The 16,439-nt window shown below is 61.9% G+C and carries 17 protein-coding genes; 11 read left to right on the top strand and 6 right to left on the bottom strand.

All coding sequences use genetic code 11. The features are described from left to right. Positions 1-16: 16 nt before the first annotated feature. The 3 genes from AWB77_RS27040 to AWB77_RS27030 all read left to right on the top strand — a co-directional run bounded on the left by AWB77_RS27040 (position 17) and on the right by AWB77_RS27030 (position 2,772). Positions 17-907: a LysR family transcriptional regulator gene (locus AWB77_RS27040; protein WP_061137532.1), complete on the top strand. Its 891-nt coding sequence runs from the start codon at positions 17-19 to the stop codon at positions 905-907. 149 nt (positions 908-1,056) lie between these two features. Further along, positions 1,057-1,512 carry an Lrp/AsnC family transcriptional regulator gene (locus tag AWB77_RS27035; RefSeq protein WP_061137531.1) on the top strand — a complete coding sequence of 152 codons (456 nt, stop codon included), beginning with the start codon at positions 1,057-1,059 and terminating at the stop codon, positions 1,510-1,512. A 150-nt stretch (positions 1,513-1,662) separates the two neighbouring features. Next, on the top strand, positions 1,663-2,772 hold the full coding sequence (locus tag AWB77_RS27030; protein ID WP_061137585.1) for a saccharopine dehydrogenase family protein: 1,110 nt from the start codon (positions 1,663-1,665) through the stop codon (positions 2,770-2,772). Here the strand turns inward: AWB77_RS27030 and AWB77_RS27025 are convergent. Together AWB77_RS27025 and AWB77_RS27020 are read right to left on the bottom strand one after the other, a co-directional pair. Further along, positions 2,754-3,347, bottom strand: a complete 594-nt coding sequence (locus AWB77_RS27025; RefSeq protein WP_074168974.1) for a P-loop nucleotide/nucleoside kinase family protein — start codon at positions 3,345-3,347, stop codon at positions 2,754-2,756. The two genes, AWB77_RS27030 and AWB77_RS27025, sit on opposite strands and share 19 nt — an antisense overlap. 31 nt (positions 3,348-3,378) lie before the next feature. Beyond that, positions 3,379-4,692, bottom strand: a complete 1,314-nt coding sequence (locus AWB77_RS27020; RefSeq protein WP_061137529.1) for a cation:proton antiporter — start codon at positions 4,690-4,692, stop codon at positions 3,379-3,381. Between the two features lie 261 nt (positions 4,693-4,953). Between AWB77_RS27020 and AWB77_RS27015 the strand changes: the two genes are divergently transcribed. Further along, a complete protein-coding gene (locus tag AWB77_RS27015; protein WP_061137528.1) occupies positions 4,954-6,336 on the top strand; it encodes an FAD-containing oxidoreductase in 1,383 nt (460 codons plus the stop codon). A 667-nt stretch (positions 6,337-7,003) separates the two neighbouring features. Here the strand turns inward: AWB77_RS27015 and lysM are convergent. The 4 genes from lysM to gcl all read right to left on the bottom strand — a co-directional run bounded on the left by lysM (position 7,004) and on the right by gcl (position 11,384). Continuing rightward, positions 7,004-7,498, bottom strand: coding sequence for a peptidoglycan-binding protein LysM (gene lysM, locus AWB77_RS27010; RefSeq protein WP_061137527.1), 495 nt, complete (start codon positions 7,496-7,498; stop codon positions 7,004-7,006). Positions 7,499-7,802: 304 nt separating this feature from the next. Continuing rightward, complete coding sequence (locus tag AWB77_RS27005) at positions 7,803-8,711, bottom strand: 2-hydroxy-3-oxopropionate reductase (RefSeq protein ID WP_061137526.1); 909 nt, start codon at positions 8,709-8,711, stop codon at positions 7,803-7,805. 27 nt (positions 8,712-8,738) lie between these two features. After that, the gene (hyi, locus tag AWB77_RS27000; protein ID WP_061137525.1) at positions 8,739-9,539 is read right to left on the bottom strand and encodes a hydroxypyruvate isomerase; all 801 of its coding nucleotides are present in this window, start codon (positions 9,537-9,539) and stop codon (positions 8,739-8,741) included. Positions 9,540-9,608: 69 nt separating this feature from the next. Next, complete coding sequence (gene gcl / locus AWB77_RS26995; RefSeq protein ID WP_061137524.1) at positions 9,609-11,384, bottom strand: glyoxylate carboligase; 1,776 nt, start codon at positions 11,382-11,384, stop codon at positions 9,609-9,611. 168 nt (positions 11,385-11,552) lie between these two features. On the opposite strand from gcl, the gene AWB77_RS26990 reads away from it, so the two are divergent. The 7 genes from AWB77_RS26990 (at position 11,553) to AWB77_RS26960 (ending at position 16,364) form a co-directional block, all read left to right on the top strand. Next, positions 11,553-12,494, top strand: a complete 942-nt coding sequence (locus AWB77_RS26990; protein ID WP_061137523.1) for a LysR family transcriptional regulator — start codon at positions 11,553-11,555, stop codon at positions 12,492-12,494. Positions 12,495-12,622: 128 nt separating this feature from the next. Beyond that, complete coding sequence (rpsF, locus tag AWB77_RS26985; protein WP_061117413.1) at positions 12,623-12,994, top strand: 30S ribosomal protein S6; 372 nt, start codon at positions 12,623-12,625, stop codon at positions 12,992-12,994. A 30-nt stretch (positions 12,995-13,024) separates the two neighbouring features. Further along, positions 13,025-13,324 carry a primosomal replication protein N gene (gene priB, locus AWB77_RS26980; RefSeq protein ID WP_061137522.1) on the top strand — a complete coding sequence of 100 codons (300 nt, stop codon included), beginning with the start codon at positions 13,025-13,027 and terminating at the stop codon, positions 13,322-13,324. A gap of 2 nt (positions 13,325-13,326) precedes the next feature. Beyond that, positions 13,327-13,602, top strand: coding sequence for a 30S ribosomal protein S18 (gene rpsR, locus AWB77_RS26975; RefSeq protein WP_007000150.1), 276 nt, complete (start codon positions 13,327-13,329; stop codon positions 13,600-13,602). Between the two features lie 28 nt (positions 13,603-13,630). Then, the gene (gene rplI / locus AWB77_RS26970; RefSeq protein WP_061137521.1) at positions 13,631-14,086 is read left to right on the top strand and encodes a 50S ribosomal protein L9; all 456 of its coding nucleotides are present in this window, start codon (positions 13,631-13,633) and stop codon (positions 14,084-14,086) included. A 123-nt stretch (positions 14,087-14,209) separates the two neighbouring features. Then, a complete protein-coding gene (locus tag AWB77_RS26965; RefSeq protein WP_061137520.1) occupies positions 14,210-15,598 on the top strand; it encodes a replicative DNA helicase in 1,389 nt (462 codons plus the stop codon). A gap of 139 nt (positions 15,599-15,737) precedes the next feature. After that, the gene (locus AWB77_RS26960) at positions 15,738-16,364 is read left to right on the top strand and encodes a DUF47 domain-containing protein (protein WP_061137519.1); all 627 of its coding nucleotides are present in this window, start codon (positions 15,738-15,740) and stop codon (positions 16,362-16,364) included. Positions 16,365-16,439: the final 75 nt, after the last annotated feature.

Here is a 16,439-nt window from a genome sequence, read left to right as displayed (position 1 = left end):
CTCTGGAAAAAACGCAGTGGATACCTTGTTGAGCATGCGGGTCTTCGTCGCCATTGTCGAAGCGGGCAGTCTGAGCGCCGCCGCCGAGCGTTTTTCGATCTCCGCGCCGATGGCGGGCAAGCATCTACAGGCGCTCGAAGCTCGGCTCGATGCACGGCTCATCGTGCGCACGACTCGCCGTCAGAGCCTGACGGAAATCGGCCGCGAATACTACGAGCGCTGCCGCCGCATTCTCGCGGAAGTCGATTCGGCCGATTCCCTTGCCGAATCGATGAGCGCGACGCCGCGCGGCACATTGCGCGTCACTGTGCCGCTCACGTACGGCGCGCAGTTCGTCACGCCCGCCGTCACCGAATTCCTCGCGGCGTTCGCGCAGATCACGGTCGAGCTCGATCTGACGAACCGCATGGTCGATATCGTGGAGGAAGGGTTCGATGCAGCCGTACGCATCGGTGCGCTCGCCGATTCGAGCTTCGTCGCGCGTCCGCTCAAGCCCTACGCGATGACGGTGTGCGCGTCCCCTGATTACCTCGCGCGCGCGGGCACCCCGGCCACGCCGGCCGATCTCGCGAGCCACGAGTGCCTGGGCTTCGTGCATCTGGGACGCGAAGCGGGCTGGCGGCTCGAAGGCGAAGACGATGCGATGCACGCGCGCCGTACGCAATCCGCGCGCTTTCGCGCGAACAACGGGCAGGCGTTGAAAAAGGCCGCGCTTGCCGGCTTCGGCCTCGTGCTTCAGCCGCACGCCCTCGTCGAAGATGAACTGGGCAGCGGCGCGCTCGTCGCCGTTCTCGCGGACTGCTTGCCGAAGCCGTCGCCGGTGCATTTGGTCTATCCCCGCGACACGCGTGCGACGCCCAAGCTCGCGAGTTTCGTCGAATTCATGGTGAATAAGCTCGGCGTGTGAGCAGGCGTTTTTCGCTACGTCTCGGCGATAATGCGAAACACGAGAACCGCACGACGCACCACGCACGACGTGCGCAATGCAGAATGCAAGATGCCGGATGGCATTCAAAACGCATAACGCAAAACACAAAATTCAAGGACGACGCCCCTATGAGACCGCCGCGCCTCGATCAGCTCGATGACATCGATCGCAATCTCGTCGCGCTCCTGCAAATGAACGCGCGCGAGAGCGTGGCGAACCTGGCGCGCCAACTGGGCATCGCGCGCACGACGGTCATCGCGCGCATTGCGCGGCTCGAAAAGAACGACGTGATCGCGGGCTACGGCGTGAGGCTAGGCCAGGACGTGCTCGATGCCAGTATTCAAGCGTATGTCGGCATCAAGCTCATGCCGAAGTATGGCCGCGACCTGCAGAAGCGCTTCGCGCGTATGCCCGAGATTCAACTGCTGTGCGCGGTGAGCGGCGAATTCGATTATGTTGCGTGGCTGCGTGCCGATTCGCCCGATCGCCTCAACGATCTGCTCGACGAGATCGGCGCGCTGGAAGGCGTCGAGCGCACGACGACGTCGATCATTCTCGCGCGCAAGATCGACCGCGCCGGATAACCGCCGTTCGCTACGATTTGCAGCATTGCATCGTCGAAACGACGAAAACCCTCGTCGAAGCGCATCATTTTGCTTCTAGGATCAGTATTCGTGCGCTCCTAAACTGTGTGGAGATGGTCTCGGCCAAACCCGCACATAAAGGAGATGAAGATGAAAGTGGCCCTCGTCGGCGCCGGATTGATCGGTCAGAGCATTGCCCATTTGCTGCGTGAAACGGGGGATTTCGACGTCGTCGCGTTCGATCGCGACGAGCACGCGCTCGCGCTCATCGACGCGCAAGGCATCCCGACGCGCCGCGTCGATTCCGCCGATACGCCCGCGCTGCGGCAGGCGCTCGTCGGCTTCGACGCACTCATCAACGCGCTGCCGTATTACCTCGCGATCAACGTCGCGTCGGCGGCGAAAGCGGCGGGCGTACATTATTTCGATCTCACCGAAGACGTGCGCGCGACGCATGCGATCCGCGCCATCGCCGACGATTCGGAACTCGCGTTCATGCCGCAATGCGGTCTTGCGCCGGGCTTCATCGGCATCGTCGCGCACGATCTCGCGAAGCGTCTCGACGATGTGCGCGAAGTAAAAATGCGCGTTGGCGCGCTGCCCGAGTTTCCGACCAACGCGCTGAAGTACAACCTCACGTGGAGCATCGACGGCCTCATCAACGAGTATTGCCAGCCGTGCGAAGCGATCCGCGAGGGGCGCACGCAATGGGTGCAGCCGCTAGAAGGCGTCGAGCATTTTTCGCTGGATGGCATCGAGTACGAGGCGTTCAACACGTCGGGCGGACTCGGCACGCTATGCGAGACGCTCGCCGGCAAAGTCGAAACGCTCGACTACAAGTCGGTGCGCTATCCGGGGCATCGCGATCTGATGAAGTTCCTGCTCGACGATCTGCGCATGTCCACCGATCGCGATGGTCTGAAGACGATGCTGAAGCGCGCGGTGCCGTCGACGGCGCAGGACGTCGTGCTGATCTTCGTCACGGTGACGGGCATGCGACGTGGTCAACTCGTGCAGGACGTGTTCACGCGCAAGATCTTCGCGAAGGATGTATGTGGCGTGCCGATGAGCGCAATACAGATCACGACCGCCGGTGCGATCTGCGCCGAGCTCGATCTCTTCCGCGAAGGCGTGCTGCCGCAAAGCGGTTTCGTGCGTCAGGAGCAGGTGCCGCTCGCCGCGTTTCTCGACAATCGCTTCGGCAAGCTGTACGAAGGCGCGAACGCGGTGGCAACGGCGCGTCAGCTCGCGGCGGCCTGAGCGGTCAGGCGCGCGAGCAGCTTGGCGCGCGCTTCATCGGACGGCGCGGTGTTATCGAACATCACGAGCGTGCGCGCGAGCGCTTCGTCGGGAACGAAGAGGCGCTCGCGATACTTTTCCCAATGCGCGAGCTTGTATGCATCGTTCGGATCGTTCCGCGCGACGATGCGCTCGCGCGCCACATCTTCCTCGACGTGCACCCACACGACGCTAATGTCGACATCGTCATCGATACCGAGCCACGCTCGATCGAAAAGACGCGCATTGCGCACTTCACGCGTAAGCGGCGCGACGATCACGACACTCACGCCGAGCGCGAGATTTTCAGCGGCGGTATCGATCAGACAGCGATACTCGGGATCGCGGAAATGCTCGATGAAAAGCGGGCTGTCGCGATCGTGCGGATCGCCGGTCAGCGCGCCGATCGCGGCCGCGCTGTACGCGCCGTAGAGCGTGTCCTTGTCGAGCAGGCAGAAGGGCGCGCCGCTCGCCTGCATGAGTGGCGCGAATAGCTCCTTGGCGAGCGTCGTCTTGCCGGTGCCCGCATGTCCGCAGAAAAAAATCAGTTGCTTCACGCTTGTCCGGTCCTCGATGAGAGTTGCATCGCTAGTCATCGGATCGCGTGCGCTGATAACGATTCATGAGCGGCGTCGCGGTGATGCCGTGCACGACGACCGAAGCGGCGATCGTCGCGATGACGAGCGGAACGAGCGGCGCGGCGACGTCGCGCGGCGCGTGTTCGAGTGCATAGAGCAGATAATAGAACGAGCCGACGCCTCGCATGCCGAACCAGCTCATGAGCCGTCTTTGCGCGCCGCTCGCATTCGATCCGATCAGCGATGCCTCGACCGCCGCGGGCCGCAACACCAGAAAGAGCGCGACGATCAGCGCGATCGCGCGCCAGGTGAAGAGATCGCGCCACAACGTCGCGAGCACGGCGCCGACCATAAGCATGATCGCGGCTTCGGCAATGCGTTCCAGTTCGATCGTGAAGCCGTGCACGCGCTCGGCCACGAATGCGTGCGCGCGTTCGGGATCGGCCGCCGCGGCGCCGACGTCGTCCGCGTCGATCTTGCCGACCGCCTGGCGCGCGGATTTGTCGCCACTTGCCTTTTGTTCGACGCGGCGCATCGCGAGACCCGCTGCGAACACCGCGAGGAACGCGTATGTGTGCAGCAATTCGGCGACGCCATAGGACAACGCGATGAGCCCGAGCGCATAGAAGCCTTCGGGCCCGAGCGCCTGACCGTGGCGCGTGCGCAGATACGCGACGAGCCGCACCGACAGCGCGCCGAGCAGCCAGCCGCTGACGAGCGCGCCTGCAATGCCCCATATCGCCTGTAATGCAAAATTCCAGTGCAGTGCTTCACTTGGCGTCGCCTCGAAGCGGCACACGGCGATGCCGAGCAGCGCGATCGGCAGCGCGATGCCATCGTTGAGACCGCCTTCGCCGGTCAGCGAGAAACGCAACAGGTCGATGTCGCCGGGTTTTTCCACTTGCACGTCGTGAGCGAGTACGGGATCGGTCGGTGCGAGCATCGCGGCGAGCAGCAGCGCCGGTCCCCAACTGAGCCCGAGCACGTACGCGCCGAAGAGCGTGAGCAGAACGACGGTGAATATCATCGCGACGAGGCCGAGGCGGATCGGCAGGATCCAGATGCGGTCGGTCGGCGGCACGCGCAGCCTCAGACCGATCGCGAACAGCGATACGAGCATCGCGACTTCGGTGATGCGCCTGAGGACGGTGGCGTCGGTGGCGAGGTCGAGCGTCAGTAGATTGGCTGCGGCTGGACCCATGGCGAAGCCGATCGCGAGATAGCACATCGCGGTGCTGATCGGCAGACGCTTGAACGTCGAACTGGCGAGGCCCATGAAAATGAGCACGCCGCCGACGACGAGAAACCAGATCGTCTCGGTCATGTATGCCTTAGGGCTTCTTTATGCGTGTTGGTGTGTGGGCGCTTGGTCGATCGTGCCGCGTGGCGCGATGACGCGGGTCGTTCGTCAGAGAAACAGCACGCGCCATGCCTGTATTGGAGCGCGCGACGAACACGGGCACGGCGTCTGCCTTTCCATTGAGTTGCGCGTAAGATGCATTTCGATCCGGCATTGCATTCCTCATCCGCTTCATTCGCATGGCATTTTGCGTTTTGAACGCAAAATGCCGGGGAGAAAACGAGCATGTCACAGCACTTCGATGCGGTCGTCATCGGTACGGGGCAGGGCGGCTCGCCGCTTGCCGTACGGCTTGCGGAAAGCGGCAGGCGCACTGCCGTGATCGAGCGGCATCTGTTCGGCGGCACGTGCGTGAATGTCGGCTGCACGCCGACGAAGACCTATGTCGCGAGCGCGCGCGCCGCGCATGTTGCGCGCACGGCGGCGCAATACGGCGTGATGATCGGCGGCGATATCACCATCGACATGGCGCGCGTGAAAGCGCGCAAGGACGAGGTGATCGAAGGATCGCGCACGGGCATCGAGAAGTGGCTGCGCGGGACGAACAACCTTACCGTGTTCAACGGACATGGGCGCTTTACCGGGCCGCGCGCACTATCGATCGAGGCAAGCGACGGCTCGACGCAGGCGATCAACGCCGATCTCGTCTTCATCAACACGGGCACGCGCGCGGTGGTGCCGGACATCGACGGGCTCGAGCGCGTGCCGTATCTGACCAATTCGACGATTCTCGAGTTGACGGAAGTGCCCGAACATCTGGTGATCGTCGGCGCGAGCTATATCGCGCTCGAATTCGGTCAGATGTTCCGCCGCTTCGGCAGCCGCGTGACATTGCTCGTGCGCGGCGATCGTATTTTGACGCGCGAGGATGAGGACGTTGCTCGCGCGATGCAGGATGTGTTCGTGCGCGAGGGCGTCGAGTTTCGTTTTGGCGCGCAAATTTCGCGCGCGGAGCCGTCGGCGCGCGGTGTGCGCGTGGTCATCGGCGATGAGGTGATCGACGCATCGCATGTGCTCTTCGCGACGGGCCGCACGCCCAACACGGACGACCTCGGTCTTGAGCGGGCGGGTGTGGCTGTGAACCGGCACGGCATGATCGATGTCGACGGCCAGTTGCGGACCAATGTGGAAGGCATCTATGCCTTGGGCGACGTGAATGGGCGCGGCGCGTTCACGCATACGTCGTGGAACGATTACGAGATCATCGCTTCGAACCTGATCGATGGAGAATCGCGCAGTGTCGATACACGCATCATGGCGTATGCGGTGTTTGTCGATCCGCCGTTTGCTCGTGTGGGGATGAGCGAGGAAGAGGTGAGAAAAGATGGACGCGAGGCGCTCATCGCGACGATGCCGATGTCACGCGTGGGGCGCGCTCGGGAACGCGGGGAAACGGATGGCTTCATGAAGGCGCTGGTCGATGCGCGCACGCAGCGGTTTTTAGGGGCGGCGATTTATGGCATCGAAGGGGATGAGGCTATTCATACGTTCATCGATATCATGAATGCGGATGCGCCTTATGGGACCTTGCAGCGGGCTATGCATATTCATCCTACGGTGAGTGAGTTGATTCCTACTTTGCTTGAGGGGTTGAGGGAATTGGAGTGAGTCTTTCGCCGGATCCCGTTTTGTTTTTGGTCTATTAGCGTTGCCCCTGTGCGGGGCGGCACCTACTTTCTTTGCTGCTGCAAAGAAAGTAGGCAAAGAAAGCAGCTTCTGTTACGCCCGCGGTCACACGCACGTTGGGTAGTCCTCTCGTTTACCGTGGCACTCGCCTAACGTGTGCCCTCATCACAATCACCGGGCTTGGATCGCGCACGGTTTGACTCGCGAGTCCGTTTAGCGCGCGGGTTCAGCACGATATAGCTCCAGCCCGCTGCGCGGCCGATGGGTCGATCGGGTTTGCAAGTGCTTTTTCTTCGATGGTTTCCCTCGCATACCCGACGGCAGCGCGCAGCGCTGTGCCGATGCTCTTTCGTGCTGCACCAGTTCGTTATGTGGTGCGATGTGGCGGACCGTGCGCGAGCCAAGCCCAGTTGGGCCTATGAGGGCGACACTTAGGCGAGTGCCACCGAGGACGAGAGTACTACTCAACCTGCGTGTGACCGCGGGCCTGAAAAGCTGCTTTCTTTGCTTACTTTCTTTGCAGCAGCAAAGAAAGTAAGTGCCGCCCCGCACAGGGGCAGCGCTAATAAACCACAAAGAAACCGGGATCCGGCGCGAAAGCAAAAAAACGCGAACCACAAAGCCCGCGTCCCGAAACCAAGAAGAGAAATCAGCTAACCGCAGGAATCCGCAAAACCTGCCCGGGATAAATCTTGTCCGGACTCTTCAACATCGGCTTGTTAGCCTCGAAAATCACATCGTTCTTCGAACCGTTCCCGTAATACTTCTCAGCAATCTTCCAAAGATTGTCACCCGACACCACAGTGTAGTACTGCGATTCAGGCTCGCTATTCGGCACGGTCATTTGATCGTCGACCTTGTCGACATGCTGCACATTGCCCGCCGCGACGAGGATCTTCTCCTTCGTCGCCTGATCCGGCGCCTGACCCGACACCGTCACCGTATGCGACGCCCCGTCATATTTGACATCGAGGTTATCTGCGTTGAGGCCTTGCGAGCGAAGGTACGTCGCGATAGCCTCGCCCGCTTTCTGATTGAGAGCGGCGACATCGACCGGCGCGGCAGCAGAAGCCGCCTGCGCGCTCGGCGCGGCTGCGCCGAAGAGTTTCTCGCCCGCTTCCTTGATAAAGCTGAGAATTCCCATTGTTCAACTCCTTGATTAACGGTGGTGTGACGGCCCGCGAAGTCTAGGCAGATTAGTCGCGATCACCACCGGATAGTTCTGAGTTTCAACAAAAGGATTTGTAGCACCGCTCATGCTTCAGCGGTAGGACGCAAACTGCAACAATCCGACGCGGACACCCGACGACAAACCGTCTGACCGACCAAGGCTTACCCGGCGCACCGCCGGGTGCCGCTTCTCGGACCCCACTTGCCGCCCTCAGCCCAGAGCGGCATTTGTCCCGCGTGCCCATACGCGGGACGCCCCACGGTTCAGATGACGCGAATCACGCAGCAGCTTTGCTCTGCTGCGGCTCCTCGGCCACCTGGAAGTTCGACATGATCTCGAGCGCGCGCACGAGCGCCGAGTGATCCCACGCACGGCCGCCGTTCGCCGCGCACACGCTGAAAAGTTGCTGCGCGCTCGCGGTGTGGGGCAGGGCGAGGCCCATCTTGCGCGCGCCATCGAGCGCGAGATTCAGGTCCTTCTGATGCAGTTCGATGCGGAAGCCCGGATTGAACGTGCGCTTCGTCATGCGCTCACCGTGCACTTCGAGAATGCGCGACGATGCAAAACCGCCCATCAGCGCTTTGCGCACGCGCTCCGGATCGGCGCCCGAACGCGCGGCGAAGAGCAGCGCCTCGCCGACCGCCTCGATGTTCAGCGCGACGATGATCTGGTTGGCGACCTTGCACGTCTGACCCGCGCCGTTATCGCCGATGAGCGAAATGTTCTTGCCCATCAGTTCGAACAGCGGCTTCGCGATGTTGAACGACTTCTCCGGGCCGCCGACCATGATCGTGAGCGTCGCTTCGCGCGCCCCGACCTCGCCGCCGGACACCGGCGCATCGAGATAATCGCAGCCGAGCGCGTTGATCTTCTTCGCGAACTCCTGCGTCTCCAGCGGCGCGATCGAGCTCATGTCGATCACGAGCTTGCCCTTCGTGAGACCCTTCGCGACCCCGTCATCGGCGAACAGCACATTGGCGACATCGGGCGTGTCGGGCACCATCGTGATGACGATCTCGCTTTCCTGCGCGACCGCGGTCGAATCCGCGACGACCTGCGTCTGCGCGCGGATGTCGTCCGGCACCGGAAACTTGCCGTTCACGACGAGCTTGTGGCCGCCCTTGATGAGATTGCGCGCCATGTGCGCGCCCATGATGCCGAGGCCGATGAAACCGATGGTTGCCATACTTGATGCTCCTCCTTGTGTCTCTCGTTAAGCCGTGGCGCGCTGCTGCACGCCGCCGATCGATTGAAGCCAGCCGAGACCCGCTTCCGTGCCGTTGAGCGGCTTGTATTCGCAGCCGATCCAGCCTTGATAGCCGATGTCGTCGAGCAGCGCGAACAGGAACGGATAGTTGATCTCGCCGGTGCCCGGTTCATTGCGGCCGGGGTTGTCGGCAAGCTGGATGTGCGCGATCTTCGGCAGGTTCTTCTTGATCGTCGCGGCGAGTTCGCCTTCCATGCGCTGCATGTGATAGATGTCGTACTGCAGGAACAGATTGTCCGAACCGACCGCCTGGATCACGTCCAGCCCTTCCTTCGAACGATTCAGCGCGAAGCCCGGAATGTCGTAGGCGTTGCACGGCTCGACGAGCAAGCGGATGCCTTCCTTCTTCAGCGCGTCGGCCGCAAAACGCAGGTTTTCGACGATGGTCGCGCGCGCCTGATCCACCGATACACCCGCCCCCGGAATGCCGACGAGGCAATTCAGTTGCGGCACGTTCAGCGCCTTCGCATATTCGATCGCGCGCGGCACGCCTTCACGGAACTCCGCGACGCGGTCCGGCAAGCACGCGATGCCGCGCTCGCCCGCTTCCCAGTTGCCGGCGGGCAGGTTGTGCAGCACGATCCGCAGGTCGTTGTCCTTCAGGCGCTGCTGGATATCGCTGATCGAGAACGCGTACGGAAACAGGAACTCGACCGCCTTGAAACCCGCGTTCGCGGCCGCGGCGAAGCGATCGAGAAACGGGACTTCGTTGAACAGCATGGTCAGGTTCGCGGCAAATTTCGGCATTGTTCTTTCCTGATGGTCGGTCAGTGGATTCGCGCCGCGCGTACTCGACGAACGCGCGGCGGCGATGCTTCAGTCGAGCGGCGTGACGGCGGTCGGCGCATCGGCCTTGCTTTCGGCGAGTTCTTCGAACTCGTTGATCGCGTCGATCTCGGTGCCCATCGCGATGTTGGTCACGCGCTCGAGAATCATCTCGACGACGACCGGCACCTGATGCTCCGCCGCCAACGCCTGCGCCTGCTTCAGCGCTCCGGCGATGTCTTCCGGCTTGAACACGCGCAGCGCCTTGCAGCCGAGGCCTTCGGCAACCGCGACGTGATCGACGCCGTAGCCTTCGAGTTCGGGCGCGTTGATGTTGTCGAACGCGAGCTGCACGCAGTAGTCCATGTCGAAGCCGCGCTGCGCCTGACGGATCAGCCCGAGATACGAGTTGTTCACGACGACGTGCACGTACGGCAGCTTGAATTGCGCGCCGACCGCGAGCTCTTCGATCATGAACTGGAAGTCATAGTCGCCCGACAGCGCGACGATCTTGCGTTGCGGATCGGCCGCACGCACGCCGAGCGCGGCGGGGATCGTCCAGCCGAGCGGGCCGGCCTGGCCGCAGTTGATCCAGTTGCGCGCCTTGAACACATGCAGGAACTGGGCGCCCGCGATCTGCGAAAGACCGATCGTCGTCACGAAACACGTATCGCGATCGAACGCGAGGTTCATCTCTTCGTAGACGCGCTGCGGCTTCATCGGCACATTGTCGAAGTGCGTCTTGCGCTGCATCGTGCGCTTGCGCTGCTGGCAATCCGCGACCCACGCGCCGCGGTCCTTCAGCTTGCCCGCCGCCTTCCATTCCTTCGCCACTTCCACGAACAGTTCGAGCGCGGCCTTCGCATCCGACACGATGCCGAGATCCGGTCCGAACACGCGGCCGATCTGCGTCGGCTCGATATCCACGTGCACGAACTTACGGCCCTTGGTGTAAACCTCGACGCTGCCCGTGTGGCGATTCGCCCAGCGGTTGCCGATGCCGAGCACGAAATCGGAAGCGAGCATCGTCGCGTTGCCGTAGCGGTGCGACGTTTGCAAGCCGACCATGCCGGCCATGAGCGGGTGGTCGTCGGGGATCGCGCCCCACGACATCAACGTCGGAATGACGGGCACGCCGAGCGTCTCCGCGAACTGCACGAGCAGGTCTTCCGCCGCCGCGTTGAGCACGCCGCCGCCCGAGACGATCAACGGCTTTTGCGCGTCGTTGAGCATCGTCAATGCTTTTTCGATTTGCGCGCGCGTCGCTTTCGGCTTGTAGACCGGCAGCGGCTCGTACGTGTCGATGTCGAATTCGATTTCGGCCAATTGCACGTCGATCGGCAAATCGACCAGCACCGGACCCGGACGGCACGAGCGCATCAGATGGAAAGCCTGCTGGAACACGCGCGGCACGAGCGCCGGTTCGCGCACGGTGACGGCCCATTTCGTGACGGGCTTGGCGATCGATTCGATATCGACGGCCTGGAAATCTTCCTTGTACAGACGCGCGCGCGGCGCCTGTCCGGTGATCGCGAGAATGGGGATCGAGTCGGCCTGCGCCGAGTAGAGGCCGGTGATCATGTCCGTGCCCGCCGGACCCGACGTGCCGATACACACGCCGATATTGCCCGGCGCCGCGCGGGTATAACCTTCGGCCATGTGCGATGCGCCTTCGACGTGGCGCGCGAGCACGTGGCTGATGCCGCCCGACTTCTTCATCGCGGAATAGAACGGGTTGATGGCCGCGCCCGGCACACCGAACGCGGTATCGATTCCTTCTTTTTCCAGCACGAGGACGGCTGCGTCGACGGCTCTCATCTTGGGCATGGTTGTCTCCTTCCTGGGGTCTCTATCCGAAATCGCTGTCTGCATTCAAGCAGGGTTCCGTTGCACTTTAAGTCTGTGAAAAAGGTTTGATAAGATCAGCGACAGTCGTTTTTTTCCAAACAAAAAGTATCGAATGCCGGCGTGACGGGGCATTGGCGGGAGACACGCATGGACCGCTTCAAGCAGATAGAAACCTTCGTGCGCGTGGCCGAGGCGGGCAGTCTCGCGGCGGCGGCACTTGAAGAGGGCGTATCGCCCGTGATTCTCGGACGGCGCATCGACGCCCTCGAAAAGCGCATCGGCGTGAAGCTGATGTATCGCTCGACGCGGCGGCTAGTCGTGAGCGAAGAGGGCGCGGCATTTCTCGACCGCTGCAAGAACCTGCTCGCGGATTGGGATCAGGCGGAAAACGAGCTTGCAGCGGGACGGCGCGCGGTGGGCGGGCATCTGATCGTGTCGGCGCCGGCGGCGTTCGGGCGCATGCATGTCGCGCCGCATGCGCCGCCGTTCGTGCGCGACAAGCCGGAACTGCAGATGTCGTTCAATCTGACCGACCGCGTCGTCGATCTGGTGCGCGAGGGCTATGACCTGTCGATTCGCATCGGCGGGGCGGTGGACCCGAATTTCGTCGCGGTGAAGCTCGCGAGCAACCGGCGCGTCGTGTGCGGCACGCCCGCGTACTTCAAGAAGCATGGACGCCCGAAAACGCTCGAGGACCTGCCGAACCACAACTGCCTTGCGTTCAACCTGCAAGGCGGACAGAACCGCGGCTGGTATTTCCGGCGCAACGGCAAGGTCGTGACCGTGCGCGTGACCGGCAATCTGGATTGCAACGACGGCGAATTGCTGCATCGCTGGGCATCGGAAGGGCTTGGGCTCGGCTGGCGCTCTACCTGGGAAATCCAGCGGCAACTCGAATCGGGTGAACTCGAAACCGTGCTCGACGACTTCGAGCTTCCCGACTACGACATCCTTGCGGTCTATCCGCAGCAGCGCTATGTGCCGGCGCGCGTGCGCTATTTCATTGATTATCTTAAGGAAATTTATACGCAGCCGGGTTACTGGAGCCGCCCGCTCACGTTGCCCGGCGAGACGCACTCTGTGGGCTAAGTGCTTGAAAAAGCAGCCAAAGCCTTGCACGAAGATACCCGGCAGGTATATACTCTCGGGCTTCTCACTTGCCGCACCGGTCCGACGCCCGGGCGGCTTCTATCCAAAAGTTCGCACAAGGAGTGAATATGCGTCATTACGAAATCGTCTTTATCGTGCACCCCGATCAAAGCGAGCAAGTGCCCGCGATGATCGAGCGCTACAAGAGCACGATCACGTCGCACGGTGGCCAGATCCACCGCATCGAAGACTGGGGCCGTCGCCAACTGGCCTACATGATCGAGAAACTCGCGAAGGCTCACTACGTCTGCATGAACATCGAATGCGATCAGGCTACGCTCGAAGAGCTGGAGCACGCGTTCAAGTTCAACGACGCCGTTCTGCGTCACCTCATCGTCAAGATGAAGAAGGCCGAAACCGGCCCGTCGCCGATGATGAAGGAAGTGCAGCGCGAAGAAGCCAAGAAGGCGGCCAGCCAGCCGTCCGAAGCGCAGGCTTAACGACAGTTCGATACTGTCAAGCCACCAGGAATGAACCGGCTGCAACTGACAGCAAGCGTCGTGGAACGCGAACCGGTGCGGTATTCGCCCGCCGGCATCCCGATCGCAAGCTGCACGTTGCAACACGCGGCAGAAGTCGTCGAAGCGGGCATCGCCCGGAAAATCGAACTGACACTGCAGGCGGTGGCGGCCGGCGAAGCGAGCGGCAGACTGGAAAGTTGTCCGATGGGCGTCGAAACACGCTTCACCGGCTTTCTGGCGAAGAAAAGCCGTAACGCGCGAACCCTGGTGTTTCACATCACAGAATTGCAGGACATTGGAAAGGACTAATCATGCCCCGCCCGACTGGTAAGAAATTCGACAAGCGTCGTCAGCAACAAAACCCGCTCTTCAAGCGCAAGAAGTTCTGCCGTTTCACGGCAGCCGGTGTCGAGTACATCGACTACAAGGACACGGAAACGCTGAAGGACTTCATCGGCGAAAACGGCAAGATCACGCCGGCTCGTCTGACTGGCACGAAGGCGCACTATCAGCGCCAGCTCGACACGGCAATCAAGCGCGCGCGTTTCCTCGCGCTCCTGCCGTACACCGACCTGCACAAGGCCTAATCAGACGACGCACTAAGGAAAGCCAAAAATGCAAATCATTCTTTTGGAAAAGGTCGTCAACCTGGGCAACCTCGGCGATATCGTCAAGGTCAAGGACGGCTACGCACGTAACTTCCTGATCCCCGGCAAGAAGGCTCGCCGCGCGACCAAGGACGCAATCGCCGAATTCGAAGTTCGCCGCGCCGAACTCGAAAAGGTCGCTGCCGAGAAGCTGAAGGCTGCCGAAGCGCAAGGCGAAAAGCTGAACGGCTTCACGGTTCAGATCTCGCAGAAGGCTGGCGTCGACGGCCGCCTGTTCGGTTCGGTCACGAACGCGGACATCGCTGACGCGCTGAAGAAGCAAGGCTTCGCGGAAGTGGAAAAGGCGCAAGTGCGTCTGCCGCAAGGCCCGATCAAGATGGTCGGCGACCATCCGGTTCAAGTGGCGCTGCACACGGACGTGCTGGTCGACGTCACGGTGTCGGTGCTCGGCGAGCACGCGTAAGTTTCACGCGGGGCGTCACGCCTCGCGGCGCAGGAAAGAAGGGCAGGAACCGTCGAGGTTCCTGCCTTTTTTATTTGTCTGAGCGTTGTTCCTACGCGCCGAATTCATCGATAATTCCACCCCATGAACGCTCCGTCCAAAGACCCGCAACTCGACGCGCTGAAAGTCCCGCCGCATTCGATCGAAGCCGAACAATCCGTGATCGGCGGCTTGCTGCTGGATAACGCTGCATGGGACCGCATCGCCGACGTGATGCATCAAAGCGATTTTTATCGCTACGACCATCGCATCATTTATGAGCACATCGGCAAGTTGATCGCGGCGACGCGCCCCGCGGACGTCATCACCGTCTACGAAGCGCTCACGATGGCCGGCAAGGCCGAGGAAGTGGGCGGGCTCGCGTATCTGAACGCGCTCGCGCAGAACACGCCGAGCGCGGCGAACATTCGGCGCTACGCGGAGATCGTGCGCGATCGCGCGGTGCTGCGCCGCCTCGTGTCGGTGGCCGACGAAATTTCCGCCGATGCCTTCAATCCGCAGGGCAAGGAAGTCCGCCAGATTCTCGACGAGGCGGAAGCCCGCGTGTTTTCGATCGCCGAAGACGGCGCGCGCGGCACGCAGGGTTTTCTGGAGATCGGACCGCTTCTCACGCAGGTCGTCGAGCGCATCGACACGCTGTATCACACGGCCAATCCGAGCGATGTGACTGGCACGCCGACAGGCTTCGTCGACCTCGATCGCATGACTTCGGGCATGCATGGCGGCGAACTGATCATCGTGGCGGGGCGTCCGTCGATGGGTAAGACGGCTTTCTCGATGAACATCGGCGAATACGTAGCGGTGGAGTACGGCCTGCCCGTCGCGGTGTTCTCGATGGAAATGCCCGGCACGCAACTCACGATGCGTATGCTCGGCTCGGTCGGCCGGCTCGATCAGCATCGCATGCGTACCGGGCGTCTCACCGACGAGGATTGGCCGAAGCTCACGCATGCCGTGCAGAAAATGAGCGAGGCGCAGCTTTTCATCGACGAAACGGGCGGCCTCAACCCAATGGAACTGCGCTCGCGCGCGCGGCGTCTGTCGCGGCAATGCGGCAAGCTCGGGCTGATCATCGTCGATTATTTGCAGCTCATGTCCGGTTCGGGCGGTGGCGAAAACCGCGCCACGGAAATCTCGGAAATCTCGCGTTCGCTCAAGAGCCTCGCGAAGGAACTCGACGTGCCGGTGATCGCGCTGTCGCAGTTGAATCGCGGACTGGAGCAGCGTCCGAACAAGCGGCCGATCATGTCGGACCTGCGCGAATCGGGCGCTATCGAACAGGACGCGGACGTGATTCTTTTCATCTATCGCGACGAAGTCTACAACCCGGACAGCCCCGACAAGGGCACGGCCGAAATCATCATCGGCAAGCAGCGTAACGGTCCGATCGGCCCGGTTCGCCTGACTTTCCACGGCCAGTACACGAAGTTTGACAACTTCGCCGGAGCGCAGAACTTCTACGGCGGCGAATAAACGTCCGTCGCTTCCATTGTCGATTCCTCGCGACATTGGCCTTCGTGCGACAGGCACGCGCGGTGCGCCCGGTAGTGCGCGCAGGTACAATATGTCAGTTTGATGTCTGTCTCAAATTGACCCATTTAGCGGGAAATTCATGTTCGGTCGTTTCATGCCCACCGAGGGCAAATTCTTCGAGATTTTCAACGCGCACGCGAAGTGCATGGTTGATGCGAGCCGCGAGCTCGAATTGCTGATCGACAACCTCGACGAAGCCGAGGTCCACAAGCAGAACGTGCAGGCGAACGAAAAGCGCGCCGACAAGCTCACGCACGAAACCATCGATCTGCTGCACAAGACGTTCATCACGCCGCTCGACCGCGACGAAATCCACAAGCTCATCACGACGATGGACGACATCCTCGACCTGATGGAGGACGTCGCCACGGCCATCTCGCTGTACGACGTGCGCGCGGTGACATCGGAGGCGAGCCAGCTCGCGCATATCTGCACCGGCACGGTCACGCGCGTGCAGAAGGCCGTCGAATTGCTGGCGGACATGAAGCGCGCGAGCGAGATCCTGAAGATCTGCGAGGAAATCGACCGTCTGGAGTCCGACGCCGACCGCGTGCTGCGCTCGGCCATGTCGAAGCTCTTCCGCGAGGAAGACGACGTGAAGAATCTCATCAAGCTGAAGGCGATTTACGAGCTGCTCGAGACGATCACCGACAAGTGCGAAGACGTCGCGAACATCATCGAAGGCATCGTGCTGGAAAACGCCTGACCACGCCGTCCAAGCCCCCGGCGCGCGGCAGGCCCGCGCGCGGCGGGACACGAGAAACCGGGACGACAAACCGGC

It is taken from the genome of Caballeronia fortuita (assembly GCF_001544835.2).
Taxonomy (GTDB): Bacteria; Pseudomonadota; Gammaproteobacteria; order Burkholderiales; family Burkholderiaceae; genus Caballeronia; species Caballeronia fortuita.
This window is presented reverse-complemented; position numbering and strand designations above follow the sequence as displayed.